Here is a 25,981-nt window from a genome sequence, read left to right as displayed (position 1 = left end):
CTTCCCCGGTCGGGCCGTCGCCGGTCGACGAAGACCATTTCCGCCATTCGACGATCGTGTTAAGAGGCATTGACGCCCATCTCGCCAGGTGATCTGATCGCGGCCGGCAAGGATCTTTCACATTTCCATGGACAGATGGGGGACGTCATGTCCAGGTTCCGTCGGAGCGCCCTCGCGGCGCTCCTCACCGTCGCCACGGCCGCCACACCGGTCGCCGTCGGCCCCGCCACGCCGGCCGCCGCCGCCCTGCCCACCGCCGCGGTCGCCCTCGGCGACAGCTTCATCAGCGGCGAGGGCGCCGGGGCGTACGCGCCGGTGCCCGACCTCAACGGGGTGGCCCAACCCTTCCCCGGCTGGTCGGCGTCGAACAGCAACGCCTACTTCTGCCACCGATCACCGAACGCCTCACTGTTCAAGGCGGACCTGCCCGGGATCACCGACCGGTTCAACCTCGCCTGCTCCGGCGGCCAGCCGTACGACATCGCCAACGCCTCGGCCAGCCGGGCCAAGGGCCGGCAGGTGGCCGCCCAGCTCGACCAGCTCCGCGCCGTCGGGCAGACCCACGACATCGACCTGGTGCTGGTCGGCCTCGGTTCCAACAACAGCTCGTTCACCTTCGGCAGCGTTGCCGAGAAGTGCGCCAACCGGTTCATCGCCGACGCCTGGACCGGGTGGTGGGAGTTCTGGGCGTACCTGGGCGGGCCGGTGGAGCAGGAGCCCTGCTCGGACGCCGACCTGGCCACCGCCGCCCAGGTCAACGCCGCGACGGCGGAGACCACCGCGGCGGTCCGGCAGATCCTGACCACGCTCGACCAGATCGACGCCGACGGCCAGCACCGGATCGTCTTCCAGGACTACACGAACCCGCTGCCGCCGGAGCTGGCCTCGACCTACTGGGAGGAGGACAGCCGGGACGACACCCGGGACAAGTTCCGTGACCTGGGTGCCGAGCGGTACGCCGCCGGCTGCCCGATCCACCGGGCCAGCCTCGCCCCCGGCCAGCGCTTCTCGCAGGGCCTGGGCACCCTGGTCAGCTCGGTCCGCAGCACGCTGGCCGCCGAGTTCCCCGCCGCCGACCTGGTCTACCTCAACGTGCAGCGGGCCTTCGACGGCGCCCGGCTCTGCGAGTCGGCGGGCAGCCCCGGCAACGCGCTGGCCACCCCGATCCGGCTCCAGGACGGCACCTCGGGCGTCTTCGTGACCAGCCTCTCCGGCTACGACAAGCTGGACATCCAGCGGATCGCCAACACCTGCGGGACGTACTTCCAGACCTGCCAGGAGTCCTGGCACCCGAGCGCCGCCGGGCACCAGGTGCTCGGCCGGTGCCTGACCGGGGCGGCGGCCACCGCGGCCCGCACGGTCGCCTGCGTCCGGTCGACGGACGGCACGGTCCGGGTCAGCTGAACCGCCGGCCGGTGGGAGCGACCCTGATGGCCGCTCCCACCGGCCGGACCACTCCCGCCCCCGCCCGCCGATCTTGATGGCGGGCAGCTCACCACTGATGGCCGCTCCCACCGGCCGGGCCACTCCCGCCCACCGGCACGGCCGGGCACGCCCACCGGGGGCGGACGCCCGGTCAGGTCGCCACCGGGACGGTCGGGGCGAGGGTGAGCAGCGGCGGCACCGCCGGGTCGTCGACCAGCTCGCCCACCGGCACCTCGTCGAGCGCGGCCAGGAAGGCGGCCTGGGCGCGGCGGAGCTGGACCCGCAGGCGGCAGCCGGCACGCAGGGCGCAGCCGGACTCCTCGCAGGCGACCACCTCGCCCTCTCCCTCGAAGGCCCGCACGATCCGCCCGACGGTGATCCGCTCGGCCCCTTCGGCGAAGGCCACCCCGCCCGCGCGGCCCCGGACGGTGACCAGCACCCCGATCCGCTGCAACCGCTGCACCACCTTGGCCACGTGGCTGCGGGGCAGGTCGAGCCGGTCGGCCAGCTCGTCGATGGTGGTCCGGTGCGACACGGGGGCGGTGAGCATGGCTATCCGCAGGGCCATGTCCGTCGACCGGTTGAGCTTCACGCCCCGACCCTAGCCAGCGGCACCGGCGCCGGACAGGGGCCGGACGGCGGTGACCACCACGACCACGGACCCGGGACCTTCGGCCCTGAAGAGGACTATCAGATTCCTGTTTGAGTGTCCCCAGTAGCCAAACAGGAGGAGGAGCCGTGCTCTCGGAGTCGTCAGCCGCCGTCGTCACCGCCACCCTGCCCGTGGTCCGGGCGCACGCCGACCAGATCACCGGCCGGTTCTACGCCCGGATGTTCGCCGCCCACCCGGAGCTGCTCGACCTGTTCAACCGGGGCAACCAGGCGACCGGCCGGCAGCAGTCCGCCCTGGCCGCCTCCGTCGTCGCGTACGCCGGCCACCTCACCGGCACCGACGGGGCCGCGTGGACGGCGATCCTGGACCGGATCGCGCACAAGCACGCCTCACTCGGCATCACCCCCGGGCAGTACCCGCTGGTGGGACGCCACCTGTTGGCCGCCGTCGGGGAGGTGCTCGGCGCGGCGGTGACCCCCGAGGTCGCCGCCGCCTGGGACGAGGTGTACTGGCTGATGGCCTGCGAACTCGTCGCCCGGGAGTCCCGCCTCTACACCACCGCCGGGGTGGCCGGGGACGGCACGGGGTGGCGCGACTGGCGGGTCGTCGGGGTGACCCCGGAGGCCACCGACACCGTCTCGTTCACCCTCGCCCCGGCCGACGGCGGCCCGGTGCCGGGCTTCGTCCCCGGGCAGTACGTCTCGGTCGCGGTGGACCTCGACGGCGGGCTCGGCCGGCAGATCCGCCAGTACAGCCTCTCCGGAAGCCCTGACGCCGACCACTGGCGGATCACCGTGAAGCGGGTACGCGGCACCGGCGGTTCCCCCGACGGCCTGGTCTCGACGACCCTGCACGAGCGGGTCCGCCCCGGCGACGCCATCCGGCTGAGCCCGCCCTTCGGCGAGGTGAGCGCGGTGCCCGGCACCGGGCCGCTGCTGCTGGTCAGCGCCGGGATCGGCCTCACCCCGGCGATGTCCGCCCTGCAACACCTGGCGGCCACCGCACCGGACCGGCCGGTGGTGCTGGCCCACGCCGACCGGGACGCCGCCGCCCACGCTCACCGGGCTGAGCTGGTCGACCTGCATTCCCGGCTGCCCGGGCTGCGGCTGCGGCTCTGGTACGAGACCCCCACCGCCGCCGGCGACGCCCTCCCCCCGGCCGCCGAGGTGGCCCGGGGACGGATCGACCCGGAGCTCATCCCGCTCTCCCCGGACGCGCACGTACACCTCTGCGGACCGCTGCCGTTCATGAACCAGGTGCGGGGCGGCCTGCTGCGCCGGGGCGTACCGGTGGAACGGATCGCCTACGAGGTGTTCGGGCCGGGGATGCTGCCCGGCCCGAGCTGACCGCCCACCGGGTCGGCACGGTCGGGTCGTGACCGGGCGGCACGATCGGGTCGTGGGTCGTCACCGGGCGGAACCCCCGGGGGGCACGCAGAGCGGTGGGGCGGGCACGCAAAGTTGATGTTTACCGGTCCCCCGCTGGGCAACTGGTTCGGCATGCGTATCGCGATCGTCTCGGGGCACGCCAGCCCGCTCGCCGCTGCCGACGGACGAGCCGCCGGTGGTCAGCACCTGCACGTCGCGGAGCAGGCGGCGGCGCTGGCCGGCGAGGGGCACGAGGTGCGGATCTACACCCGCCGGGACTCCGCCGTGCTGCCCGACACCGTGCGGACCGACGCCGGATACCAGGTTTGGCACGTCCCGGCCGGTCCCGCCCGACCGCTGCCGCCCGACGACCTCCTGCCCCACCTGGGCGAGTTCGGCCGGTGGCTGGCCGGGCAGTGGCGACCGGACGGCTGGCGGCCCGACGTGACACACGCCCACTTCTGGCTCAGCGGCCTGGCCGCCCTGCACGCCGGTCGCCGTACCAACACTCCGGTGGTGCTGACCTACCACGACCTGGGCAGCGCGCACCGACGCCGGGCCGGGGGCCGTGACCCCGGGCCCCGCGGGCGGATCGGCTACGAGCGGGCGCTCGGCCGGGCCGCCGACCGCGTCGTCGTCCAGTCGCACGACGAGCTGGGGGAACTGGTCCGGCTCGGGGTGCCGCGGTCGAAGCTGACCCTGGTACCGGCGGGGGTGGACGAGACGGTGTTCGGCCCGACCGGGCCGGTCGCGGCGCGTGACCCGGACCGCCCCCGGATCCTCACCGTCGGCCCGATGCACGAGCGCCGGGGCTTCCAGGACGTCGTCCGGGCGCTGCCCACCGTGCCCGGAGCCGAGTGCGTGGTGGTCGGTGGGCCGCCCGCCGAACTGCTGCCGGCCGACACGGTGGCCCGCCGGCTGACCGCGCTCGCCTCGTCCTGTCGGGTCGCCGACCGGGTCCGGTTGGTCGGTGCGGTCCCCCGCGACGAGTTGGCGGCGTGGTACCGGTCCGCCGACGTCATGGTCGCCGCCCCCTGGTACGAGCCGTTCGGCCGGACCCCGCTGGAGGCGATGGCGTGCGGCGTGCCGGTGATCGGCACCGACGTCGGAGGGATCAGCGACAGCGTGGTCGACGGGCTGACCGGCGACCTGGTGCCGCCGCGTGACCCCCGGGCACTGGGCACCGCCATCCGCCGGCTGCTCGCCGACCGGGTCCGCCGGTTCTCGTACGCCACGGCGGCGCTGGACCGGATCCGGGTCCGCTACTCCTGGCGGCACTGGGCGGAGCAGCTCACCGCCGTCTACGCCGCGGTCAGCGGCGTCGGGCAGGTGGCCGGGGTGAACGTTGCCGGTCAGGCCGCCGCGGCGGCCGCCTGACCGACCGGACGGCGACCGGATCCGGCCGGGAGGGAGTCACCCGATCCGGTTATTACCGACCGGTAGGATGAGCCGGTGAGCGGGGACGCGGAATACACGCAGGAGTTCGTCGACGTCGACGGTGCCCGGATCGGCATCCAGGTCTACCCGGAGCCCGCCGGAGTCCCCGACGCCCCGGCGGTGGTGATCTGGCCGGCGATGGGGGTCCGGGCCCGGTACTACCGCCCGTTCGCCACCGGGCTGCGCGCCGCCGGCCTGGCCGTCGTCGTCGCCGACCTGCGGGGCACCGGGGCCAGCACGCCCGCCCCGTCGCGGGCCTGCCGGTACGGCTACCGCGAGCTGGCCACCGACGTCGGCGCGGTCCTCGACGCGCTGAAGCCCCGGCTGGACGGCCGACCGAGGCTGCTGCTCGGGCACTCCCTCGGCGGTCAGGCGGCCCTGCTGCACCTCGCCCTGCACGGTGCCGACCGGGTCGACGGGCTCGCCCTGCTCGCCGTCGGGATGCCGTACTGGCGCACCTATCCGGGCCGACGGAGGTACGGCGTGCTGCCGTACACCCAGGGGATCGCGGCGGTCGCCGGGGCGCTCGGGGTCTGGCCGGGCTGGGGGTTCGGCGGGCGGCAGGCGCGCGGGGTGATCCGCGACTGGGCGCGCACCGGCCGGACCGGCCGGTTCCCCACCCTGGACGGGGTGGACGCCGAGGCGGCGGTGGGCCGGTTGACCCTCCCGGTGCTGGCGGTCAGCGTCGACGACGACCAGTACACCCCGCACCCGACCGTCGACCACCTCTGCGCCAAGCTCACCGCCGCGCCGGTCACCCGGCACCGGTACACGGTGGCCGAGGCGGGCGCCCCGCTGGACCACTTCGGCTGGGTCCGGGCCGGGCTGCCGTTGACCCGGCGGGTGGCCGACTTCGCGGCGGGCCTGCCCCGACACTGACGCCGGACCACCCCCACCCGCCGCGCCGACGTGCCCGGTGGGCCGACGTGCCCGGTGGGCCGGCCTACCCGCCGCGCCGTGTGCGCTTTGGGCCGGGCGGCGGCCCCGACGACCGTCCGGCGGCCGGGCGCGTAGCCGCCGCCGGGACGGGTATGCCGCTGCGCCCGAACACGGTGGAGGGGGATCAGATGTCCGAACGACACACCGCGCTGCGCTCGATGCACGATCTGGGCCTGGCGGCCTGGTTCGGTGGCTCTCTGATGGGAGCGCTGGGCGTCAACGGAGCGGCGGCACGGATCAGCGACTCGACCCAGCGGCTCCCGGTGGCCTCCGCCGGCTGGTCGCGGTGGACCCCGGTCAACGCGGCGGCGATCGGGGCACACCTGGCCGGCGCGGTGGGCGAACTGGCCACCGAGAGTCCCCGGATGATGGCCCAGTCCGGGGTGGGCCGGATGAGCGCGGTGAAGACGGCGCTGACCGTCGGCGCGCTCGCGGTGACCGGCTACAGCCGGCTGGTCGGCATGAAGTTGCAGAACGCCGGCAACCCGCCGGTGTCCGGGACCACCGAACCCAACTACCAGACGCCCGCCGAGGTGGCACACCGGCAGCGGCAGATGAAGGTCCTCCAGTGGACCGTCCCGGCGCTGACCGGGGCGCTGGTGGTGGTCACGGCGTACATGGGTGAGCAGCAGAAGCCGGGCCAGGTGTTCCGGGGGATGCTCGGTCGGGCCGGTGGTCTGATGGGTGCCCCGATGACGATGGGCCGCCTGGCCGCGACCGGCGCGCGGCGGCGGATGGCGATGGCCGGCTGACCGTCGGCCGGGACCGCCCGGTGCGGGACCTGCCGTCGCGCCGTCGACGGCGGGCCCGCACCAGCGCGTCGGCCCGACCCTACGGCAGAGGTGGTGGCGCGCTCACCGGGCCGCCGCCGTGGTGGGGGTCACCCCGAGCAGCTCGGCCAGCCGGGCGGCGTCCCGCTGGGCCTGCCCCGCGCAGCAGTTGTTGAACAGCACGTGCAGCTCCCCGGACCGGTCGGCCAGGTCGGTCAGCAGGTCGCCCCACCGGCGCAGCTCGTCGTCGGCGTAGGCGTACCGGAACCGGTCCTCCTTGGAGCCGTCCGCCCAGTGCGCGCTGTGGCCGTGCATCCGCACCAGCGCCGGCTCGGCCGTGCCGACCAGCACCGGCGGCACCGAGGAGGGGTGTCCCTGCGGCATGTCGACGCCGACCAGGCTGAGGTCGTGGTCACGCAGGAAGGCCACCGTCTCGGCCGCGGCCGGGCCGTCGAACCAGGAGCCGTGCCGCAGCTCCACCGCGACCCGCCACGGCCGGCACCGGTCGGCCAGCTCGACGATCCGCCGCCGGGCGCCCTCCCCCCGCACCAGCCACGGCGGGAACTGCAACAACACCGCGCCGAGCCGGTCGGCCGCCGCGAGCGGCTCCAGCGCCGCCCGGAACCGGGTCCACAGCTCGTCGTACGCCGCCTCGGGCAGGTCCCGGCGGCGGATCCGGGACGGCCCGCCGTCCGGACGCAGGTCCTTCGGCAGCACCTGCACCGGGGTCGGGTGGCCGGTGAAGAGGCTGAACGCCTTGACGTCGAAGGTGAAACCCGGCGGGGTGGCCGCCGCCCAGCCGCTGGTGGTCGCCGGCACCGGGATGGCGTAGTACGAGGTGTCCACCTCGACCAGCCCGAACCGCCCGGCGTACCAGCCGAGCCGCTGGGCCGGGGTACGCGCCGACCGGGGATACCAGCCGGCCCGCAGCAGCGTCTGATCCGCCCAGGACGAGGTGCCGACCCTGATCACTCCCATGTGGTCCAGTGCACCGCCCGGCGGCCGGATCGGCAACCGCTGGCGGGCACCGGGAGTGTCGGAGGGTCGGCCTAGCGTGGTCCCCGACGACATCGACGATGGAGGGTTACCGCGATGACCACTACCGACCAGGTGCTCACCGGCGAACGGGCCGACCTGTTGCAGACCATCGGCAAGCACCGCGGTTTCCTGCGGCAGACCGTGCAGGGGCTGACCGACGAGCAGGCGGCGACCCGCAGCACCGCCAGCGAGCTGTGCCTGGGTGGCCTGATCAAGCACGTGACCTCGGTGGAGCACCGGTGGGCGCGGTTCATGGCCGGCGGGGCCGAGGCGATGGAGAGCGAGCCGGTGGACTGGGTCGGCATGTTCCGGATGTCCGCCGACGAGACCCTGACCGGCCTGCTCGCCGGCTACGCCGCGACGGCGGCCCGCACCGACGAGCTGATCGCCACCCTCGACCTGGACGCGAGCCACCCGTTGCCGGTGGCCCCCTGGTTCGAGCCGGGCGCGAGCTGGTCGGTGCGCCGCACGCTGCTGCACGTGATCGCGGAGACCGCCCAGCACGCCGGGCACGCCGACATCATCCGCGAGTCGATCGACGGGGCCAAGACGATGGGCTGATCTCCCGGCCGGTCGGCGGGGGCGGTCCCCGGTGGTTCCCGCCGTCGCCGCCCGGCTCCGGTGTGACCGGGGTCACCGGCAACCGTGCGGGCGTGACGTCCCGCCCGGGGACGGCGCTGAGGAACACGAGATGATCCGACACCCGCTGGACCCGGAAACCGCCGAACGGCTGCTCAGCGGGCCGACCACCGGGCCGGAGGGCGGCCTGGGGGCGCTGCTCGCGGCGCTCCGCGCCGCTGCGACCCCGGCCGAGCTGCGCGGTGAGCCCGCCGTGATGTCGGCGTTCCGGGCCGCCCGGTCCGGCCGCCCGCAGCCCGCGTCGCCCGGTCCGGCCGGCGGTTCCACTCCCCCTCCCGGTGTGCCCACCGGGCGATCGTGACCGGTGTGCCCGCCAGGGAAAGCGTGCCGGTCAGGGCCGGAGCAGGCCCCGCAGGTAGGCGGCCTGGCCGACGTGTTGCAGATCGTCGGAGACGATGCTGACCAGCCGGACCCCGAGGGTCACCGGGGGATCCCAGTGCTCGTCGACCACCCGGTCCAGGTCCGCCGGGCGCAGCCCGGCCAGGAACCCGCGGGTACGCTCCGCCACCGCCCCGTGGTAGCCGACCAGCGCCTCCGCGCTCTCCGGGCGCACCGCGGCGACCTGCTCCGGGGTGTGGCCGAAACCGGTGTCGGCGGGGTCGGCGGGCAGCCCGAACCGGGCCGCCCAGTCGCCGGTGACCCAGACCTGGTCGGCCCCGGCCAGCTCGGCGACCTGCTGGTCCTGGATCCGGGTGAGGTGCCAGACCAGCCAGCCGACCGGGTTGGCGCCCTCATCGGGTGCCCGGCGCAGCTCGTCGGGGCTGAGCCCGTCCACCGCCGCACGGACCAGGTCGGGCAGTTGGCCGTAGGCTTCGGTCAGCAGGTCGTCGACGTTCACCGGTTCCTCCTCGGCACGGGGCTTACCAGACCGGGATACCGCTGACGGACCCCGGCAAACCGCGTCGGGGTGATCTTCTGCCCGCGGCGCCGTCGTCCTCCCGTCCGCTGGCCGGGTGCTCAGCCGCTGACGGTGAACCAGTGGCCGCCGACCACGAGGTCGGCGGCGAGCACCCGGCCGTCGGGCAGACACTCCAGCCGGTGCGGCACGGCGTCGAAGACGCGGGTGTAGAACGCGATGGCGTCGGCCGCGTCGGTGACCGTGAGGCACGGCACGGCTGGGGGGAGCGCGGAGGTCATGATGGCGGTGCCGCCCTTCCCGTCGACCGGTGACGGATCGATCGTGATCGACGGTAGGCGGGCGGCGGGCACCCCGGCACCCTTACCCGACCCCTGACCCGCCCCGGGGGTGGTGGCGGAGCGGTCGACCGCACTAGCGTCGGCGGCACCGGACCGCGTGCCCGCGCGGGCTCCGGCCGAGGGACCGGGAGGCGTGGACGTGTCACTGCTGGCCGCGATGTCGTCGTCGATGGACGAGCGCCCCGACCGGATCCGGATCGGCGACCGGTCGGCCTCCCCGCCCCGGCTGCGGGAGTGGGCCGCCGCGGTCGCCGACGACCTGCACGGCACGGACCGGGTCGCGATCGAGACCACCCCCACGATGGAGACCGTGGTCGGCGTGGTGGGCGCGCTGCTGGCCGGTACGGCGGTGGTGCCGGTGCCGCCGGACGCGGGCCCCCGCGAGCGGGAGCACATCCTGCGCGACTCGGGGGCGCGGGCCCTGCTCGTGCCGGCGGGCGCGGGCACAGCGGGTACGACCCGGGGCGGCGGCCCGGCGGCGGACGGTTCCGGGCTGCCGGTCGTACCGGTCGACCTGCGGCGGACCTCGGCGACCAGGCATCCGGAGCCCGGGCCGGAGCGGACCGCCCTGATCCTCTACACCAGCGGGACCACCGGCGCCCCGAAGGGGGCGCTGCTCTCCCGGGGAGCGATCGCCACCTGCCTGGACGGGCTGGCCGAGGCCTGGCGGTGGACACCGGACGACCTGCTGGTGCACGGGTTGCCACTGTTCCACGTGCACGGGCTGGTGCTCGGCGTGCTCGGTCCGCTGCGGATCGGCAGCCGCCTGCACCACGTGGGTCGGCCGCAGCCGGAGCGGTACGCGGCGGCCGGCGGGACGCTGTACTTCGGCGTACCGACGATCTGGTCCCGGATCGCCGCCACGCCGGCCGCCGCGCGGGCGCTGCGGTCGGCCCGGCTGCTGGTGTCGGGCAGCGCGGCGCTGCCCACCGCGGTCTTCGACGGCCTGGCCGCGCTGACCGGGCACCGGATGGTCGAGCGGTACGGCATGACGGAGACCCTGATCACGGTGAGCGCCCGCGCGGACGGCCCACGCCGGCCGGGCGCCGTCGGGCTGGCCCTGCCCGGGATCCGCACCCGGATCGTCGACGAGCAGGGCCGGGACCTGCCGGCCGACGGGACCGCCATGGGTGAGCTGCTGGTCGCCGGTCCGACCCTCTTCGACGGCTACCTGAACCGGCCGGACGCCGACGCGGCGAGCCGCAGCGCCGACGGCTGGTTCCGGACCGGTGACGTCGCCACCATCGGCCCGGACGGGTGGCACCGGATCGTCGGGCGGGCGAGCACCGACCTGATCAAGAGCGGCGGCTACCGGATCGGGGCGGGTGAGGTCGAGGAGGCGTTGCTGGCCCACCCGGCGGTACGCGAGGCGGCGGTGGTGGGCCTGCCGCACCCCGACCTGGGGCAGCAGGTCACCGCGTTCGTGGTCGCCGACGGGGTGACCGGTGCCGAGCTGGTGGACTTCGTCGCCCGGCAGCTGTCGGTGCACAAGCGGCCCCGGGTGGTCCGGTTGGTCGACGCGCTGCCCCGGAACGCCCTGGGCAAGGTGCAGAAGAAGCGCCTCGTCGAGGGGTGACGGATCAGACCTGGGCGGGGGCGGGCAGCACCGGGCGCAGCCACGAGTCGAGGCGGGTCCGGTGCCGCCACTCCCGGGGGTAGCCGACGGAGACCTCCTCGAACCGGACCCCGTCGTGCCAGGTGACCCGGGGGATGTGCAGGTGGCCGTAGATCACCGTGCGGGCATGGAAGCGGCGGTGCCAGTCGGCGGTGAGTTCGGTCCCGCACCACTGGGCGAACTCGGGATAGCGCAGGATGTCGGTGGGCATCCGCACCAGCGGGTAGTGGTTGACCAGGACCTTCGGCACCGCCGGGTCGCAGTCGGCGAGCCGGGCCTCGGTACGGGTCACCCGCGCCCGGCACCAGGCGTCCCGGCTCGGGTACGGGTCGGGGTGCAGGAAGACCTCGTCGGCGCAGACCACCCCGGCGGCGTGGGCGCGGGCCAGGGACTGCTCCTTGCTGGTCACGCCCGGCTCGCGGAACGAGTAGTCGTAGCCGACGAACAGCGGCGCCACCAGCAGCGGGCCACCGGCCCCGGTCCAGACCGGGTAGTCGTCCTCGGGGGTGCTCACGCCCAGCTCCCGGCACTGCCGCACGATGGCCTGGTAGCGGGCCTCGCCGCGCAGCCGGACGGGATCCTGCGAGTGGGTCCACAGCTCGTGGTTGCCGGGTGCCCAGATGACCTTGGCGAACCGTTCGCTGAGCAGCTTCAGCGCCCAGGTGACGTCGGCGAAGAGTTCGGCGACGTCACCGGCGACGATCAGCCAGTCGCCGGCCGCGGCGGGCCGCAGGCTCTCCACGATCTTCCGGTTCTCCGGGTACGCCACGTGCAGGTCGCTGACCGCGTAGATGCCGGCGTTCATGTGTGGTCCCCTCGTTCAGCCAGGTCGGTTGCCGGGTCCTGGGGTGGCTCAGTTCGGTACGGCGACGACGGCCAGGGTCAGGCCGGCGTCGTGCAGGTAGCAGCCTTCGAAGTCCCGACCGCGACCGGGGACGAGGACGCGGGCGGTGAAGGTGCGGTCGGCCGGGTGGAGGGTGATCCGGGCCTCGTCGAAGCCGAGGAAGACCCCGGTCACCGGGAACCACGCCTTGTAGAGGGCCTCCTTGGCGCTGAACAGCAGCCGGTCCCAGTGCGGGCCGGGGGTGTCGGCGGTCAGCCGGCGCACCATGGCCCGCTCGTCGGGCAGGGCGATGGCGTCGAGCACGCCGTCGGGCAGCGGGGCGTCGGGTTCGGCGTCGATGCCGATGGTCTCGACGTCGTCCCGGCGGGCGACCACGGCGGCCCGGTAGCCGTCGCAGTGGGTGAGGCTGCCGACCACGCCGGCCGGCCAGACGGGCGCGCCCCGGTCCCCGGTGAGCACCGGGGCGGGTGGCTGACCGAGGGCGCGCAGGGCCCGGTGGGCACAGGTGCGGGCGGTGGTGAACTCGCGTCGCCGCTTCTCGACGGCGCGGGCCACCAGGGCCGCCTCCTCGGGGTGCAGCGGTTCGGTGTCGGTGTCGTCGAACGCCTCGACGGCGACGGCGCCGGTCGGCACGAGCTGCTCGATCATGCCTCGGCCAGCGGTCGGATCGTCCAGGTGTCGCCGGTGTGGAGGAGGGTGGTGAGTTGTTGTTCGGGGGTGTGGGTGGTGGTGTTTTTGGCGGTGGTGATTTGGTGTTGGACGGTGGTGTCGTAGGTGGGTCGGTTGATGTGGCGGAGGATGCCGATGGGGGTGTTGCGGAGGTCGTGTTGGGGGAGGCGGGTGAGGGCGAAGGCGTAGGCGGGGTCGGTGATGGTGGTGTCGTGGGTGACGATGTCTTCGGGTGGGGTGGTGGCGGTGTCGCGGATTTCGAGGCCGAAGCCGTGGGGTGGGTGGACGACGCAGTGTTGCCGGTCGCGGCCGAAGGTGATGGGTTGGCCGTGTTCGAGGGGGATGAGGTAGTCGTCGCGGGTGTCGGGTTGTTTGAGTTGGTCGAAGGCGCCGTCGTTGAAGATGTTGCAGTTTTGGTAGATCTCGACGAAGGCGGTGCCGTGGTGTTGGGCGGCGGCGCGCAGGACGGTTTGGAGGTGTTTGCGGTCGGAGTCGATGGTGCGGGCGACGAAGGTGGCTTCGGCTCCGAGGGCGAGGGAGAGGGGGTTGAAGGGGGCGTCGGCGCTGCCGGCGGGGGTGGATTTGGTGATTTTGCCGGTTTCGCTGGTGGGGGAGTATTGGCCTTTGGTGAGGCCGTAGATGCGGTTGTTGAAGAGCAGGATTTTCAGGTTGACGTTGCGGCGCAGGGCGTGGATGAGGTGGTTGCCGCCGATGGACAGGGCGTCGCCGTCGCCGGTGACGACCCAGACGGACAGGTCGGGGCGGGTGACGGCGAGGCCGGTGGCGATGGCGGGGGCGCGGCCGTGGATGGAGTGCATCCCGTAGGTGTTCATGTAGTAGGGGAAGCGGGATGAGCAGCCGATGCCGGAGATGAAGACGGTGTTTTCGCGGGGGATGTTGAGTTCGGGCATGAATTGTTGGATGGCGGCGAGGATGGCGTAGTCGCCGCAGCCGGGGCACCAGCGGACTTCCTGGTCGGATTTGAAGTCTTTGGTGGTGAGTTTCACGGCGACGGGTTCAGGCATTTTTGCAGACCTCTTCCAGCATCGTCTCCAGTTCGGCGGCGGTGAAGGGTAGGCCGCGGACCTGGTTGTAGGTGATCGCGTCGATCAGGTAGCGGGCGCGGATGACCTGGGCGAGTTGGCCGAGGTTCATCTCGGGGATGACGACCCGGTCGTAGGTGGTGAGGATGTCGCCGAGGTTGGCCGGGAGGGGGTTGAGGTGGCGTAGGTGGGCCTGGGCGATGGGTTGGCCGCGGTGGCGCAGGGTGCGGCAGGCGGCGCCGATGGGGCCGTAGGTGGAGCCCCAGCCGAGGACGAGGGTCCGGGCGGTGCCGTCGGGGTCGTCGACGTCGAGGTCGGGGACGTCGATGGCGTCGATGCGGGCGGCGCGGGTGCGGACCATGAAGTCGTGGTTGGCGGGGTCGTAGGAGATGTCGCCGGTCTTGTCGGCTTTCTCCAGGCCGCCGATGCGGTGTTGCAGTCCGGGGGTGCCGGGGACGGCCCAGGGGCGGGCCAGGGTGGCCGGGTCGCGTAGGTAGGGCAGGAACGTGACGCCGTCGTCGTGGTTGGGGGTGGTGGCGAAGTCGACGCGGAGGTCGGGGAGGTCGGCGACGTCGGGGAGGAGCCAGGGTTCGGAGCCGTTGGCGACGTAGTTGTCCGACAGCAGGATCACCGGGGTGCGGTAGGTCACGGCGATGCGGGCGGCTTCCAGGGCGGCGTGGAAACAGTCCGAGGGGGACTTCGCGGCGATGACCGCGACGGGTGCTTCGCCGTGGCGGCCGTGCAACGCCATGTTCAGGTCGGCCTGTTCGGTTTTCGTGGGCAGCCCGGTCGACGGGCCGGCGCGTTGCACGTCCACGATGACCAACGGTAGTTCCAGGGCCACGGCCAGGGAGATCGTCTCGGATTTCAGGGCGACCCCGGGGCCGCTGGTCGTGGTGACGCCGAGGGCGCCGCCGTAGGAGGCGCCCAGGGCGGCGCCGACCGCGGCGATCTCGTCTTCGGCCTGCATGGTGACCACACCGAGGCTCTTGTGTTTCGACAACTCGTGCAGGATGTCCGACGCCGGAGTGATCGGGTACGCGCCGAGGAACACCGGCAGACCCGACCGGACCCCGGCGGCGACCAACCCCAACGACAGGGCGGCGTTACCGGTGATGTTGCGGTAGGTGCCCGGGAGCATCTTCGCGGGTTTCACCTCGTACCGCACCGAGAACGAGTCGGTGGTCTCGCCGTAGTTCCAGCCCGCCTTGAACGCGGCGATGTTCGCCGCGACGAGATCCGGACGCTTGGTGAACTTCCGCTCCAGGAACCGCAACGTCGACTCGTACGGCCGGGAGTACATCCACGACAACAACCCGAGCGCGAACATGTTCTTCGCCCGCTCGGCGTCTTTCTTCGACACCGACAACTCTGCCAGGGCCCCGACGGTCATCGACGTCAACGCCACCGGATGCACCACGAACCCGTCCAGCGTGTCGTCGTCCAACGGCGACACCGCATACCCGACCTTCACCAGGTTCCGCTTCGTGAACTCGTCGGTGTTCACGATGATGTCCGCACCCCGACGCAGATCCGCCAGGTTCGCCTTCAACGCCGCCGGGTTCATCGCGACCAGGACGTTCGGCGCGTCACCCGGCGTCAAAATGTCGTAATCGGCGAAATGAACCTGGAAACTCGACACCCCCGGCAACGTCCCCGCAGGCGCCCGGATCTCCGCCGGGAAATTCGGCAACGTCGAAATATCATTACCCAACTGCGCCGTCTCCGAGGTGAACCTGTCCCCCGTCAACTGCATCCCATCACCCGAGTCACCCGCAAAACGGATCACCACCCGGTCCAACTGACGGATCTGCTTGGTGGTGGGCACGGCGTCGCCGGCCGGCTGCCCGTCGTCGTACCATGCCGTAGTGCTCATGGGCGATCACGTCCCTCTCTCCTGCGCGGCGCGCACCACGACGGCACGGCACCTCGACGCGACGGGACCGACGCCCGGCCGGCGGGCGGCACCCCCGTCGGTCGTCGCGCCCTCGGTGTCCGGCGTCTGGACGCCCGTACCCCCGGGGTCGGCGACCCCGTCGTCAGCCGGCGGGGCCGCCGACCGCGGCACGCGCCGGTGAGCGCGTGCGACCACACGTTAGGTTCCGCCTCCGGCGGTGCCAACCCTCAGCACGGTAGTTCCACCCCCAGCGGTGCCAACCCTTAGCGGCCCCCTACCCGGCACCGTCGCGCGACGCCGGCCGGGTGCGTCCATCGGGGACGGCTGAGGGGGCGCGGGCCTCGATCCGGCATGGGACACTCGTCTACATGGGCGAGCTGACCAGCGGCGCAGTGGCCGAGCCGGGGTCACCGCTGCGCCCGGGGGATCCGGAACGGATCGGGCCCTACCGGCTGCGCCGCCTGCTCGGCGCGGGCGGCATGGGGGTGGTCTTCCTGGCCGAGTCGCCCGACGGGGGCCGGGTGGCGGTCAAGGTCGTCCACGACGAGTTGCGGCCCCGGCCGGAGTTCCGCCGACGGTTCGCCCGGGAGGTCACCGCCGCCGGTCGGGTGGCCGACTTCTGCACCGCCCGGGTGCTCGACGCCGACCCGCAGGGGCCGGTCCCCTACCTCGTCACCGAGTACGTCACCGGGTCGTCCCTGCACGAGCACGTGGCCCGGCACGGCTCGCTCTCCGGCCCCCAGGCCGAGGCCTTGGCGGTCGGCGTGGCAGCCGGGCTCACCGCCATCCACGCCGCCGGGCTGGCCCACGGCGACCTGACCCCCGGCAACGTGCTGCTGTCCCCGTTCGGGCCGAAGGTCATCGACTTCGGGCTGGCCAGCCTGATCGAGGCGCTCGACCCGACCACCGGTCCGTCGTACGGCACCCCGGGCTGGCTGGCCCCGGAACGCCTCGCCGGTTCGCCGCCGGCCCAGCCCGCCGACGTCTACGCCTGGGGTGTCCTGGTCGGCTGGGCCGCCACCGGTCGACTGCCGGTCGACCCCCGGGTACACCCGCTCGGCGACCCCGAGCTGAACGGGCTGCCCGCCGGCCTGGCGGCGGTGGTCGCGCGGGCGCTGCGCGCTGACCCCCGGCAGCGCCCCACCGCCCGGGAGGCGATGCTGACCCTGGTCGGCAGCGCCGACACGGCGAGCATCCGGTCGGCGATGGAGCCGGTGGCGACCACCGGGTCGCTCGACGCCACCCGGCGGTATCCCGTCGCCGGCCAGCCGGTCACCCGGCCCGTCTCCGGGCCGCCGCGTCGACCGCCGCCGTCCTGGCCGGCGGTGCTGACCGGGGTGGTGGCGGTGGTGGCCGCCCTGGTCCTGGGCGGCGTCGTGCTGCGCCAGGGCGGGCACCGGGACACCCCGCGCGCCGGTCCGAGCCCGTCCCCGCCGGCCGTCCCGAGCCCCACCCCGAGCCCGCCGCCCAGCCCCACCCCGAGCCCGTCCCCGGCCCGTGCCACCGGCCAGGACGGGTCGCTGGAGTTCACCGTCCGGGGGGTGCACTGTGGGCAACGCGAGATCGGCTTCTGGCCGCTGACCCAGCAGGCGGACGGGGTGTACTGCATGGTCGACGTCGACGTGGCCAACCGGGGCGACAAGGGCGCCATCGTCTGGCCGCTCAGCCAACGACTGGTCGACACGGACGGCCACGGTCACACCCCGGACGCCCGCTCCCTGCTCTACTATCCGGACACCCAACGGTTGACGAAGAACATCAAGCCCGGCGCGACGGTCAGTGGATCCCTGGTCTACGACACGCCGGTCGGCACCGAGTTCCGTCAGCTCGTCGTCCACGACACGCCGCTGAGTGCGGGCACCACCATCGATCTACCGTGACCGGGAGAGCCGGAGAACATGGACGTCGCCGTCGCCATCGGACTCACCGGGCGGGCACTGACCCGTGCCCTGTCCGCCACCGGACGGGGCGTGGTGCTCGTCGCCACCGCCGCGCTCAGCCTGGCCCTCTTCATCACCACCGCCCTCGCCACGGCGTTCATCCTGCTCGGCGTCGGGGTGTTGCTGCTGCCGCTGGTCACCCCGCTGGTCCGCCGGCTGACCGGGCTGTGCCGGAAGGTCGCCGCCCGCAGCGGGGTGCCGATCGCCTCCCCCTACCTGCCGCTGCCGCCGCTCGAGGAGGGGATGTTCGGCTGGGTACAGCGCTGCCGGGCCATCCTCACCGATCCGGCGACCTGGCGCGACCTGCTGTTCCTGCTGCTCAACACGCTGGTCGGGTTCGCGCTGGGGCTGCTGCCGCTCACCCTGCTGGTCTACTCGGTGGAGGGGCTGGTGCTCTCCACCGGGTTCTGGATGCTGATGCGCGAGTCCGGGGTGAACTTCTGGTACGGCTTCACCGCGCTGGACTCCTGGCCGCACGCGGCGCTCGGCGCGCTGGTCAGCCTCGCGGTGTTCGGGATCTGGGCGGCCACCGCCCCGCACGTGCTCGCCGGGCACGCGCATTTCGCCAGGTCGCTCCTCGGGCCGAGTGAGCGGTCGGTGATCGCCTCCCGGATGCGGCACCTCTCCGAGACCCGCTCGGACGTGATCAACATCCAGGCCACCGAGCTGCGCCGGATCGAGCGGGACCTGCACGACGGCGCGCAGGCGCGGCTGGTCGCGATCGGCATGAAGCTCGGCGCGGCCAGCCGGCAGCTGCGCACCAATCCGGACGCGGCGGAGACCCTGCTGGTCGACGCGCGCACCGCCACCGCCACCGCGCTGGAGGAGCTGCGCTGCCTGATCCGGGGCATCCATCCACCGGTGCTCGCCGAGCGGGGCCTGGAGGACGCCATCCGGGCCATCGCGTTGGAGAGTCCGATCGAGGTCGAGGTCACCACCGACGTGCCCGGCCGGATGGCCGCCCCGACCGAGTCCGCCGTCTACTTCGCCGTCTCCGAACTGTTGAACAACGTGGTCAAGCACGCCAACGCCGACCGGGCCAGCATCGACCTGCGGCACACCGACGGGCTGCTGCGGGCGGTGGTGATCGACAACGGTCAGGGCGGTGCGGACGCCTCGCGCGGCACCGGTCTCCGGGGTATCGAACGGCGCTGTGCTACGTTCGACGGGACGCTCGTCCTCAGTAGTCCCGAAGGTGGGCCGACCGTCGCGATCCTGGAGCTGCCGTGCGCGTTGTTCTCGCCGAGGACCTCTTCCTTCTGAGACAGGGAATGGTCCAGCTCCTCGAATCCTACGACTTCGAGATCGTCGCGGCGGTCGACAACGGCCCGGCACTGCTCGACGCCCTGGTGACGCTGCGCCCGGAGGTCGCGGTGGTCGACGTGCGGCTCCCCCCGACGTTCACCGACGAGGGCCTGCAGGCTGCCCTGGAGGCTCGTCGCCGGGTGCCCGGCCTGCCCATCCTGGTGCTCTCCCAGCACGTCGAGCAGCTGTACGCCAAGGAGCTGCTCGCCGACGCCAGCGGCGGCATCGGTTACCTGCTGAAGGACCGGGTGCTCAACAGCGACCAGTTCGTCGACGCCATCCGGCGGGTCGCCGACGGGGGCACCGCGATGGACCCGCAGGTAATCTCGCAGCTCCTGGCCGGCAGGTCCCGCCGGGAGCCACTGTCCACCCTCACCCCCCGCGAGCGGGAGGTGCTGAAGTTGATGGCCGAGGGATGTTCGAATACGGCCATCGCGCAGCGCCTCATCGTCAGCCAGGGGGCGGTCGCCAAGTACACGACCAGCATCTTCACCAAGCTCGACCTCACCCCGGCGGACGACAGCAACCGTCGGGTGCTGGCCGTGCTGGCCTACCTCAACGGCACCCGCGCCGACGTCTCCTGACGCCCACCACGCCACCACGGCACGCCGCCCCGACACCACCCACGGCACGCCGCCCCGACACCACGTGCACGCGCAACGCCCCCGGCCGGTCGACCGGGGGCGCTGCGCGTGGTGCCTCCCGTGCTAGTCGACGGCGACCGCCGCCTCCGCCGGCCGGGAGAACATCGCCCGACGTCCCGGCAGCAGGGTGGCGGCGAAGGTGAGCGCCGCCGCACCGGCCACCACGGCGATGTAGATGAGGATCGACCCGGAGGGGACGGGCCGACCCAGCACCACGGCGCTGAACGGCAGCAGAGTGACGACCGAGGCGATGGTGCCGAGGATGACCCCGATGATGGTGATCATGCCGGCCTCGACCCCGAGCATCTGCAGCGCCTGTTGCCGGGTCGCCCCGATGAGCCGCTGCATGCCCAGCTCCCGGCGGCGACCCGCGGTCGCCACGATCAGGGTGTTCGCCACCGAGATCATGGTGTAGCCGGCGACCAGCGCGACGAGCAGGTAGTTGACCCAGGCCAGGGTCTTGGTCCGCTCGGCGAACGTGGTGATCGCGTCATGGTCCTCGATCAGGGTGCCGGGCTGGCCGGCGAGCTTCTGCCGCACGCTGGCCGCGAGCGCGTCCCGGTCGGTGCCGGGGGCGGCGGTGACCAGGATCTGACGGGCCAGCCCGGTGGTGCTGTGGGCGGCGAGCAGCTCGGCCGGCAGCATGATCGTCTCGAACCCCTCCTTGGCCGGGTAGAGCGCGACCACCCGCAGGTCCACCGCTGACCGGTCCCCGAGCCGCAGGGTGATCTGGTCGCCGACACCCACGCTGAGGTTCTTCCCGGCGACCTCGGGGAGCGCCACCGTGGCACCGGTGAGGTCGGCCAGGTTGCCGGCGGTCGTCCGCACCCCGGTGATGTCGGCGGCGCTGGCCCCGTTCACCCCCTGGAGGGGCCACGGCGACTCCACGTGCGACCCGTCGTACGGCTTGTTGATCCAGCCGGCGCTGGTGACGTACGCGGACACCGCCTGCACGCCCGGCGCGGAGCGGAGCGTCTCGACCGTGTCGGCGGGGAACCCGCCGGTGGTCGAGCTGAGCACCACGTCGGCGCGGAGGTTGTCGGAGTAGTAGCGCTCGGCGGCCTCGTTCTGCGTGGTCTGCAGGTAGAAGTTGGCCAGGGCCAGGCCCACCGCCAGCATGATCGGGGTGACCGCGGAGGCCACCCGGACCGCGCGGACCCGCACGTTGATCGTGCCGAGGTAACCGGCCAGCCCGAAGAACGCCCGCGCCGGCACGCTGAGGATGGCGGCCAGCAGCCGGGTCAGCCCCGGGCTGATCAACGCGATGGCGATCGCCCAGCACATCACCGCCGGACCGGCGGTCGCCGAGGCCACCGCCCCGCGCATCGCGATCGCCGTCACCAGCAGCAGGGCGAACCCGCCGCCGAAGAAGAGGATGGCGAACACGACCCGGGGCCAGCTCACCCACTTGCGTTGCAGGGCGGCCTCGGCGATACCGGCCGTCGGCCGGGTCTTGGCCGGACGCCGACCGGCGACGTTGGCCGCCATCAGCGCGGCGAAGATCCCGACGACCGGACCGATGAGGTACGGCAGGAAACCCTGGTGGAACTCGACCACCGGCGAGATGACCCCGGCCTCCCCGACGATGTGGTAGAGCAGTGGCCCCAGCACCACACCGGGTACGACGCCGAGGATCGCCGCACCGACCGCTACCACCAGGGCCTCGCGGCGCACCATCTTGCGGATCTGCCGGGGCGTCGCACCGATGGAGCGCAGCAGCGCGATCTCCTTCTGCCGCTGCTGCACCGACAGGCCGAGGGTGCTGGCGACCACGAAGATCGCCACGAAGACCGTCATGCCGGCGAAGACACCGGAGAGCGGGATGAGCTGGGCCTGCCCACCGACCGCCTCGGGGAACTCGGCCGTCCCCCGGTCGTCGCCGGTCAGCACGACCAGCTTGCGGTCGGCGAGGGTGCGCTCGATCCGGCCGCGCAGGGCGTCCAGGTCGGTGCCGGGCTTGGCCACCACGCCGATCGCGTCGGCGCTGCCGGTGTGCGGGTTGAGCCGCCGCTCGTCGTCGCCGGAGAAGAACAGCGCCGTCTGGTCCGTCTCACCCGGGGGCGTGGCTATCCCGCTGACCTGGAAGGAGGAGGTGACCCCGCCGGCCACCACGTCGACCCGGTCACCGACCTTGGCGCCGGCCAGCCGGGCCACCGCCCGGTCCAGCACGACCTGACCCGACTGGGTGGGCGGCTGCCCGTCGAGCCGGTACGGCCCGAGCTGGGCCGAATCCCAGCCGTGGCCCAGGGACTGGGTGCCGACGATCACCGGAGCGCCGTCCCGGACGACCGTGGCGGCGAAGGACGCCTCCGCGACCGCCCGTTCGACCCCGGGCACCTCCTGGATCCTGCTCACCAGGCCGGGGTCGATCCAGTACCGCTCGGCCAGCGGCACCGACTTGATGTCCTTGGTGTCCTGCGGGTCCTTCTTGGGCACCCCGTAGGTCTGCTTGCCGCTGACCACGACGTCGGCCGCCGCCAGGCGCTGCGGCGGGACGGCCAGCCGGATGCCCGTCTCCATCAACCCGCCACAGGCGACGATCAGCGCCACGCCGAAGAAGACCGCGACGAACGTCGCGATGAAGGCGAGCTTGCGGTAGCGCAGGGTGCGCCACGCGAGGTACGTCATCAGAAGCCACCCCTGCCGGTGGCCTGCGGAGCCCGGTTCTGCTGCCAGGCGGTCAGGTGGGTCATCCGCTCGGCCACCACGTCGGCGGTCGGGGCCTCCAGCTCGCCGATGAACTGGCCGTCGGCGAGGAACAGCACCCGGTGCGCGGCGGCGGCGGCCACCGGGTCGTGGGTCACCATGATGATCGTCTGGCCGCCGCTGGAGACCGTCTCGCGGAGCAGTTGCAGCACCTCGATGGTGGTCTGGGTGTCCAGCGCGCCGGTCGGCTCGTCGGCGAAGATGACCGCCGGCCGCATGATCAGCGCCCGGGCGATCGCGACCCGCTGCTGCTGACCACCGGAGAGCTCGCTCGGCAGGTGCTTGCGCCGCTCGGCCAGCCCCACCCGGCCCAGCACCTCCAGCACGGAGTGGCGGTCGGGCCGGCGGCCGGAGAGCCGGTAGGGCAGGCCGACGTTCTGCTCGACGTTGAGCGCCGACATCAGGTTGAACGCCTGGAAGATGAAGCCCACCCGCTCGCGGCGCAGGATGGTGAGCTGGTTCTCGTTCATGCCGCTGAGTTCCTTGCCGTCCAGCACCACCGAGCCGGACGAGGGCACGTCGAGCCCTGCCGCGCAGTGCAGGAAGGTGCTCTTACCGGAGCCGGACGGCCCCATCACCGCGGTGAAGCTGCCCCGCGGAAAGCTCATCGTCACGCCCCGCAGCGCGTCCACCCGGTTCTCGCCACGCCCGTACGTCTTGCGGACGTCCCCCAGACGGACCGCGTCGACGGAACCGCTCATGGCCATCCGACCGTCTTTATTCCTGTTCACCTCATGCTCCCCGCAGAAGAACGTCGCCAGCTGGCGGTGGTTATGTGTTCACCGTATGGACCGGTCGGTCGCCGCTCTATGGAGCTAATGACCCGAACGGGTAGGCCTAGGCCCACGTCCCGGGGTCGGGTTCCCCGCCCCGACGGCTCAGCTCGCCTGGACCGCCGTGGACTCCCACTGCGGCCAGGTACGCTCGGCCCCGCTCGGGGCCACCGCCAGCAGTCCGGACCCGGTGGCGTCCATCGGGAGCCCGAGCGACAGCTCGGTGCGCCGCCGGACGTTCAGCTTCCGGTAGACCCGGGTGAGATGCTGCTCGACGGTGCTCACCGTGATGTACAGCTTCTTGCCGATCTCCCGGTTGGTGTGACCGAGCGCCGCCAGCGTGGCGACCCGCTGCTCGGCGTCGCTGAGCCGGGACAGCTCCTCGTGCTCCGGCGCAGCGTCCGCCTCGTCGCCGCCGACCGGGTCGTTGCCGGGCAGCAGCCGGCGGCACAGCGCCTGCGCCTGGATGTCCTTGGCTAGCTGCGTCGCGCTGCGGGCCACCACCCGCGAGGTGTTGAACTCCCCTCGCCCGTAGTGCGCGCTGCTGAGCGCGGCGAGGGCGAGGAAGAGCTGGTAGCGGTCGCCGGCCTCCTGGAGCAGGTTGGCCGCCTGGCGCAGGGTCTCCACCCGTTGCTTGACGTCGAGGGCCGACCCGAGCAACCGCAGCGAGATGCCCCTGGTCCGGGCGTTCGCCGCACCGGGCCGGGCGAGCTGCTCGGTCACCATGCCCCGGGCCCGGTCGGGTCGGCCCGAACGCAGGTAGACCTGGGCCAGGTCACCGCGCCAGGGCAGCAGGGTGGGCAGGTCCAGCCCCCACCGGGTGGCCAGCTGCCCGCAGGTCTCGAAGTCGGCCAGGGCGGCGTGCACCCGTCCGCCGGCGAGGTGCAGGTGACCCCGGGCACGCAGGTACAGCGGCCAGAACCAGGTGTCCCGGATGGCGTCCGGGATGACGTGCTTGAGCTGTGCCTCGGCCTCGTCCAGCTTGTCCATGCCGATCTTGGCAAGCAGCAGGTTGGACAGCGGCGAACCGATCGCGACACCCCAGTTGTGCGGTGACAGCGCGTCCAGCGCCTCGCGGGCGAACCGCTCGCTGAGCGGCAGGTCGCCCTGCCGGAGCGCGATGTGCGACCGGACGTCGGAGAGAATGGCGTGCCAGGTGGTGGCGCCCCGCGCCCCGGCCTCGGCGCCGAGGACGTCACACCAGTGCACCGCCCGGTCCATCCGGTCGGCGTAGACCAGCGTCTGCAACGCACACAACGCCGACTCCAGCCCGACGTCGACCAGCAGGTGGCTGCCGAGCACCTGCTCGGCCCGGGCGATCACCTCGTCGGTAACCCCGTCGGCGAGCACGGCGGTCAGCGACGGGGTGGCCGGCCCGAGGGAGCCGTCGGACCGGGTCGGGGTGGCGGTGGAGGGAAAGCCGGGGGCGGCGTCGAGCTCGGCGAAGGCGACCGGGAAGTGCAGCCGCAGCCATTCGGCACACCCGGCCAGCTCGGCGGTGGTGGCGGCGTCCAGCCGCTGCCGCTCGTCGCGCAGGTGCCGCAGCGTCTCCTGGGCGTCCTGGCGGTGACCGTGCCAGAGCTGGTAGCGCAGCAGCGCCACGGCGTGCCGCTCCGAGAGGTGCCCGGCCCGCAACGCGTCGCGCTGGGACTGGAGGTGCTGGCTCACCGCCGCCGGGTTGACCCGCCACTGGCAATCGGCCAGCATCGCGGTCAGTGCCGCCCGACGAGGGGCGTCGTCGCACATCTCGTGGGCCAGCTTCAGCGACTCCATCGCGTCGTCGACCCGGTCCTCGGCGAGGGCGTGCGTCGCCGATTCCTGGAGCACGGTGATGGCCCAGGGCTCGGCGAGGCCACCCGCCGCGAGCAGGTGGCCGCCGATGGCCGAGGCCGGTGCGCCCTCGGCGTGCAGCAGCTCCGCCGCGCGGGCGTGCATCTCGGCCAGGGCGTCCGGGGCCAGGTCGTGCAGCACCGCGGTACGCGCCGCCGGGTGACGGAACCGGCCCCCGCGTAGCAGACCGGAGGTGGTCAGCGCGTCGAGCACCCACTGGACCCGGGCCGGCTTGCTGGCCAGCAGCCGGCCCAGCAGCACCGGGCTGGCCAGGTCGCCGAGCAGGGCCAACCCGTGGGCGATCTCCAGGATCGCCGGATCCCACCGCCGCAGGCAGGCCAGGACCGCCTGGCCGAACTGGTCACCGACGACCGGCTCGGTGCCGTCCACCGCGCCGGCGACGCGCCGGTCCTGGCCGAGCGCGTGCAGCAGCAGCGGGTTGCCGCCGCTGATCCGGTGGTACGCCGGGGCGAGCGCCGCGGCGGTGTCCCGATCGGTCCACCCGGCCAGCAGCTCGGCGACCCCCTCCTCGGACAGGGGGGACAGCTGGATGTTGCAGAAGCAGGCGTGCCGGGTGAGCTCGGCGCGGAACTCCGGGTTGAACGGCTGGGGTTGGGGCGACTCGGTGAGCACCACCAGGATCTGCGCCGCGGTGAGCCGGCGTTGCAGGTAGAGCAGGGTCTGCAGGGTGGTCTCGTCGGCGAACTCGACGTCGTCGACGAGCAGCACGAGCGGCCGGTTCCGGGCGATGTCGAGCAGCTCGGCGCACATCCCGCGGATCACGCCGATGTCGGCGACCCCCTCCGCGGTGGTGGTCGCGGGGTCGACGAACGCGCCGACGCGCCGCAGCGTCTCGGCCGGCAGCGGCACGCTGTGGAAGAGCTGCCCCATCACCGCGGCGGGCAGCAGCCGCTCCGCCCGCGAGCAGGCGGCGCTCAGCACCAGCCCACCGGCCGCCTCGACGTGCTCGGCGAAGGCCCGCAGCAGCTCGGTCTTACCCGTGGCACCGGGGCCGCTGACCAGTGCGACCCGCCCCCGGCCTGTGGCACTTCCGGAGTAAAGGCCCCGCAAGATGTCAAGCTCGCGGCTTCTCTCCACGAATTCCACCGGTCTCCCCCCAGGTCAGCGACGACGCATCGAACGGGGCGCTGTCGCCTGGCGGGACAGGCGCCCGACGCAACCGATCGGCTCGATGCCACGCGGTCCGTCGAGGCCCAACCGACCGCTGCCCACGTCAGCCCGCAAACCGGGTCTTTCAATGAGGATGGTCAATTGAATGATGACTTTGGC

At 73.2% G+C, this 25,981-nt stretch carries 22 protein-coding genes; 11 read left to right on the top strand and 11 right to left on the bottom strand.

All coding sequences use genetic code 11. The annotated features are described in order from the left end of the window. Positions 1-147 precede the first annotated feature (147 nt). Positions 148-1,404, top strand: a complete 1,257-nt coding sequence (locus O7625_RS17010; RefSeq protein ID WP_282339842.1) for a hypothetical protein — start codon at positions 148-150, stop codon at positions 1,402-1,404. Positions 1,405-1,576: 172 nt separating this feature from the next. Here the strand turns inward: O7625_RS17010 and O7625_RS17005 are convergent, their stop codons facing one another. Beyond that, entirely contained in the window at positions 1,577-2,017 is a 441-nt protein-coding gene (locus O7625_RS17005; protein ID WP_282339841.1) for an Rrf2 family transcriptional regulator, read from the bottom strand. A 146-nt stretch (positions 2,018-2,163) separates the two neighbouring features. Here O7625_RS17005 and O7625_RS17000 point away from each other — a divergent pair, with 146 nt between their 5' ends. The 4 genes from O7625_RS17000 to O7625_RS16985 all read left to right on the top strand — a co-directional run bounded on the left by O7625_RS17000 (position 2,164) and on the right by O7625_RS16985 (position 6,533). Continuing rightward, positions 2,164-3,384 (top strand): globin domain-containing protein, encoded by a 1,221-nt coding sequence (locus tag O7625_RS17000; RefSeq protein WP_282339839.1) that lies wholly within the window; start codon positions 2,164-2,166, stop codon positions 3,382-3,384. A 153-nt stretch (positions 3,385-3,537) separates the two neighbouring features. Continuing rightward, positions 3,538-4,782 (top strand): glycosyltransferase, encoded by a 1,245-nt coding sequence (locus O7625_RS16995; protein ID WP_282346981.1) that lies wholly within the window; start codon positions 3,538-3,540, stop codon positions 4,780-4,782. A 75-nt stretch (positions 4,783-4,857) separates the two neighbouring features. Next, the gene (locus O7625_RS16990) at positions 4,858-5,721 is read left to right on the top strand and encodes an alpha/beta fold hydrolase (protein ID WP_282339837.1); all 864 of its coding nucleotides are present in this window, start codon (positions 4,858-4,860) and stop codon (positions 5,719-5,721) included. 188 nt (positions 5,722-5,909) lie between these two features. Next, a complete protein-coding gene (locus O7625_RS16985) occupies positions 5,910-6,533 on the top strand; it encodes a hypothetical protein (protein WP_067311729.1) in 624 nt (207 codons plus the stop codon). Between the two features lie 102 nt (positions 6,534-6,635). On the opposite strand, the gene O7625_RS16980 is transcribed toward O7625_RS16985, so the two are convergent. After that, complete coding sequence (locus O7625_RS16980; RefSeq protein WP_282339835.1) at positions 6,636-7,529, bottom strand: DUF72 domain-containing protein; 894 nt, start codon at positions 7,527-7,529, stop codon at positions 6,636-6,638. A gap of 114 nt (positions 7,530-7,643) precedes the next feature. Between O7625_RS16980 and O7625_RS16975 the strand changes: the two genes are divergently transcribed. Then, positions 7,644-8,150, top strand: coding sequence for a DinB family protein (locus O7625_RS16975; protein WP_282339833.1), 507 nt, complete (start codon positions 7,644-7,646; stop codon positions 8,148-8,150). 130 nt (positions 8,151-8,280) lie between these two features. Then, positions 8,281-8,529 (top strand): hypothetical protein, encoded by a 249-nt coding sequence (locus tag O7625_RS16970; protein ID WP_282339832.1) that lies wholly within the window; start codon positions 8,281-8,283, stop codon positions 8,527-8,529. 30 nt (positions 8,530-8,559) lie between these two features. Here the strand turns inward: O7625_RS16970 and O7625_RS16965 are convergent, their stop codons facing one another. Together O7625_RS16965 and O7625_RS16960 are read right to left on the bottom strand one after the other, a co-directional pair. Further along, positions 8,560-9,066 carry a DinB family protein gene (locus O7625_RS16965; protein WP_282339830.1) on the bottom strand — a complete coding sequence of 169 codons (507 nt, stop codon included), beginning with the start codon at positions 9,064-9,066 and terminating at the stop codon, positions 8,560-8,562. Positions 9,067-9,185: 119 nt separating this feature from the next. After that, the gene (locus tag O7625_RS16960) at positions 9,186-9,437 is read right to left on the bottom strand and encodes a hypothetical protein (RefSeq protein ID WP_282339828.1); all 252 of its coding nucleotides are present in this window, start codon (positions 9,435-9,437) and stop codon (positions 9,186-9,188) included. A gap of 127 nt (positions 9,438-9,564) precedes the next feature. Here O7625_RS16960 and O7625_RS16955 point away from each other — a divergent pair, with 127 nt between their 5' ends. Next, positions 9,565-11,001 carry an acyl-CoA synthetase gene (locus O7625_RS16955; RefSeq protein ID WP_282346980.1) on the top strand — a complete coding sequence of 479 codons (1,437 nt, stop codon included), beginning with the start codon at positions 9,565-9,567 and terminating at the stop codon, positions 10,999-11,001. 4 nt (positions 11,002-11,005) lie between these two features. On the opposite strand, the gene O7625_RS16950 is transcribed toward O7625_RS16955, so the two are convergent. The 4 genes from O7625_RS16950 to O7625_RS16935 are packed head-to-tail and all read right to left on the bottom strand — an operon-like array spanning position 11,006 to position 15,472. Beyond that, positions 11,006-11,845 (bottom strand): metallophosphoesterase, encoded by an 840-nt coding sequence (locus tag O7625_RS16950; protein WP_282339826.1) that lies wholly within the window; start codon positions 11,843-11,845, stop codon positions 11,006-11,008. A gap of 48 nt (positions 11,846-11,893) precedes the next feature. Beyond that, positions 11,894-12,532 carry a 4'-phosphopantetheinyl transferase superfamily protein gene (locus O7625_RS16945; RefSeq protein ID WP_282339824.1) on the bottom strand — a complete coding sequence of 213 codons (639 nt, stop codon included), beginning with the start codon at positions 12,530-12,532 and terminating at the stop codon, positions 11,894-11,896. Beyond that, positions 12,529-13,578, bottom strand: a complete 1,050-nt coding sequence (locus tag O7625_RS16940) for a 2-oxoacid:ferredoxin oxidoreductase subunit beta (protein ID WP_282339823.1) — start codon at positions 13,576-13,578, stop codon at positions 12,529-12,531. Before O7625_RS16940 ends, O7625_RS16945 begins: the two co-directional genes overlap by 4 nt. Continuing rightward, positions 13,571-15,472: a 2-oxoacid:acceptor oxidoreductase subunit alpha gene (locus O7625_RS16935; protein WP_282339822.1), complete on the bottom strand. Its 1,902-nt coding sequence runs from the start codon at positions 15,470-15,472 to the stop codon at positions 13,571-13,573. Before O7625_RS16935 ends, O7625_RS16940 begins: the two co-directional genes overlap by 8 nt. Positions 15,473-15,861: 389 nt before the next feature. Here O7625_RS16935 and O7625_RS16930 point away from each other — a divergent pair, with 389 nt between their 5' ends. Genes O7625_RS16930 through O7625_RS16920 form a run of 3 tightly spaced genes read left to right on the top strand, consistent with a single transcriptional unit; the run spans position 15,862 to position 19,322 of the window. Then, a complete protein-coding gene (locus tag O7625_RS16930) occupies positions 15,862-17,373 on the top strand; it encodes a serine/threonine-protein kinase (RefSeq protein ID WP_282339821.1) in 1,512 nt (503 codons plus the stop codon). Positions 17,374-17,391: 18 nt separating this feature from the next. Next, positions 17,392-18,696, top strand: coding sequence for a sensor domain-containing protein (locus O7625_RS16925; RefSeq protein ID WP_282339820.1), 1,305 nt, complete (start codon positions 17,392-17,394; stop codon positions 18,694-18,696). Then, positions 18,660-19,322 (top strand): response regulator transcription factor, encoded by a 663-nt coding sequence (locus O7625_RS16920; RefSeq protein ID WP_067311849.1) that lies wholly within the window; start codon positions 18,660-18,662, stop codon positions 19,320-19,322. Before O7625_RS16925 ends, O7625_RS16920 begins: the two co-directional genes overlap by 37 nt. A 123-nt stretch (positions 19,323-19,445) precedes the next feature. Here O7625_RS16920 and O7625_RS16915 read toward each other — a convergent pair whose 3' ends face one another. From O7625_RS16915 to O7625_RS16905, 3 genes are all read right to left on the bottom strand, one after another. Beyond that, the gene (locus O7625_RS16915; protein WP_282339819.1) at positions 19,446-22,010 is read right to left on the bottom strand and encodes an FtsX-like permease family protein; all 2,565 of its coding nucleotides are present in this window, start codon (positions 22,008-22,010) and stop codon (positions 19,446-19,448) included. After that, positions 22,010-22,819, bottom strand: a complete 810-nt coding sequence (locus O7625_RS16910; protein WP_067311856.1) for an ABC transporter ATP-binding protein — start codon at positions 22,817-22,819, stop codon at positions 22,010-22,012. The genes O7625_RS16915 and O7625_RS16910 overlap by 1 nt, the downstream gene beginning before the upstream one ends. A 147-nt stretch (positions 22,820-22,966) precedes the next feature. Beyond that, the gene (locus tag O7625_RS16905) at positions 22,967-25,798 is read right to left on the bottom strand and encodes an AAA family ATPase (RefSeq protein WP_348773953.1); all 2,832 of its coding nucleotides are present in this window, start codon (positions 25,796-25,798) and stop codon (positions 22,967-22,969) included. Between the last annotated feature and the right edge of the window lie 183 nt (positions 25,799-25,981).

The sequence above is a fragment of the Micromonospora sp. WMMD714 genome (genome assembly GCF_029581315.1).
GTDB lineage: Bacteria > Actinomycetota > Actinomycetes > Mycobacteriales > Micromonosporaceae > Micromonospora > Micromonospora rifamycinica.
Note: the sequence above shows the minus strand (reverse complement) of the source record. Positions and strands in the feature narration are given on the sequence as shown.

Coding starts and splice junctions, on each gene's coding strand:
- O7625_RS17010 (WP_282339842.1), top strand. CDS start 148: ATGTCCAGGTTCCGTCGGAGCGCCCTCGCGGCGCTCCTCACCGTCGCC.
- O7625_RS16995 (WP_282346981.1), top strand. CDS start 3,538: ATGCGTATCGCGATCGTCTCGGGGCACGCCAGCCCGCTCGCCGCTGCC.
- O7625_RS16985 (WP_067311729.1), top strand. CDS start 5,910: ATGTCCGAACGACACACCGCGCTGCGCTCGATGCACGATCTGGGCCTG.
- O7625_RS16980 (WP_282339835.1), bottom strand. CDS start 7,529: ATGGGAGTGATCAGGGTCGGCACCTCGTCCTGGGCGGATCAGACGCTG.
- O7625_RS16975 (WP_282339833.1), top strand. CDS start 7,644: ATGACCACTACCGACCAGGTGCTCACCGGCGAACGGGCCGACCTGTTG.
- O7625_RS16970 (WP_282339832.1), top strand. CDS start 8,281: ATGATCCGACACCCGCTGGACCCGGAAACCGCCGAACGGCTGCTCAGC.
- O7625_RS16950 (WP_282339826.1), bottom strand. CDS start 11,845: ATGAACGCCGGCATCTACGCGGTCAGCGACCTGCACGTGGCGTACCCG.
- O7625_RS16945 (WP_282339824.1), bottom strand. CDS start 12,532: ATGATCGAGCAGCTCGTGCCGACCGGCGCCGTCGCCGTCGAGGCGTTC.
- O7625_RS16940 (WP_282339823.1), bottom strand. CDS start 13,578: ATGCCTGAACCCGTCGCCGTGAAACTCACCACCAAAGACTTCAAATCC.
- O7625_RS16935 (WP_282339822.1), bottom strand. CDS start 15,472: ATGAGCACTACGGCATGGTACGACGACGGGCAGCCGGCCGGCGACGCC.
- O7625_RS16930 (WP_282339821.1), top strand. CDS start 15,862: ATGGGCGAGCTGACCAGCGGCGCAGTGGCCGAGCCGGGGTCACCGCTG.
- O7625_RS16925 (WP_282339820.1), top strand. CDS start 17,392: ATGGACGTCGCCGTCGCCATCGGACTCACCGGGCGGGCACTGACCCGT.
- O7625_RS16915 (WP_282339819.1), bottom strand. CDS start 22,010: ATGACGTACCTCGCGTGGCGCACCCTGCGCTACCGCAAGCTCGCCTTC.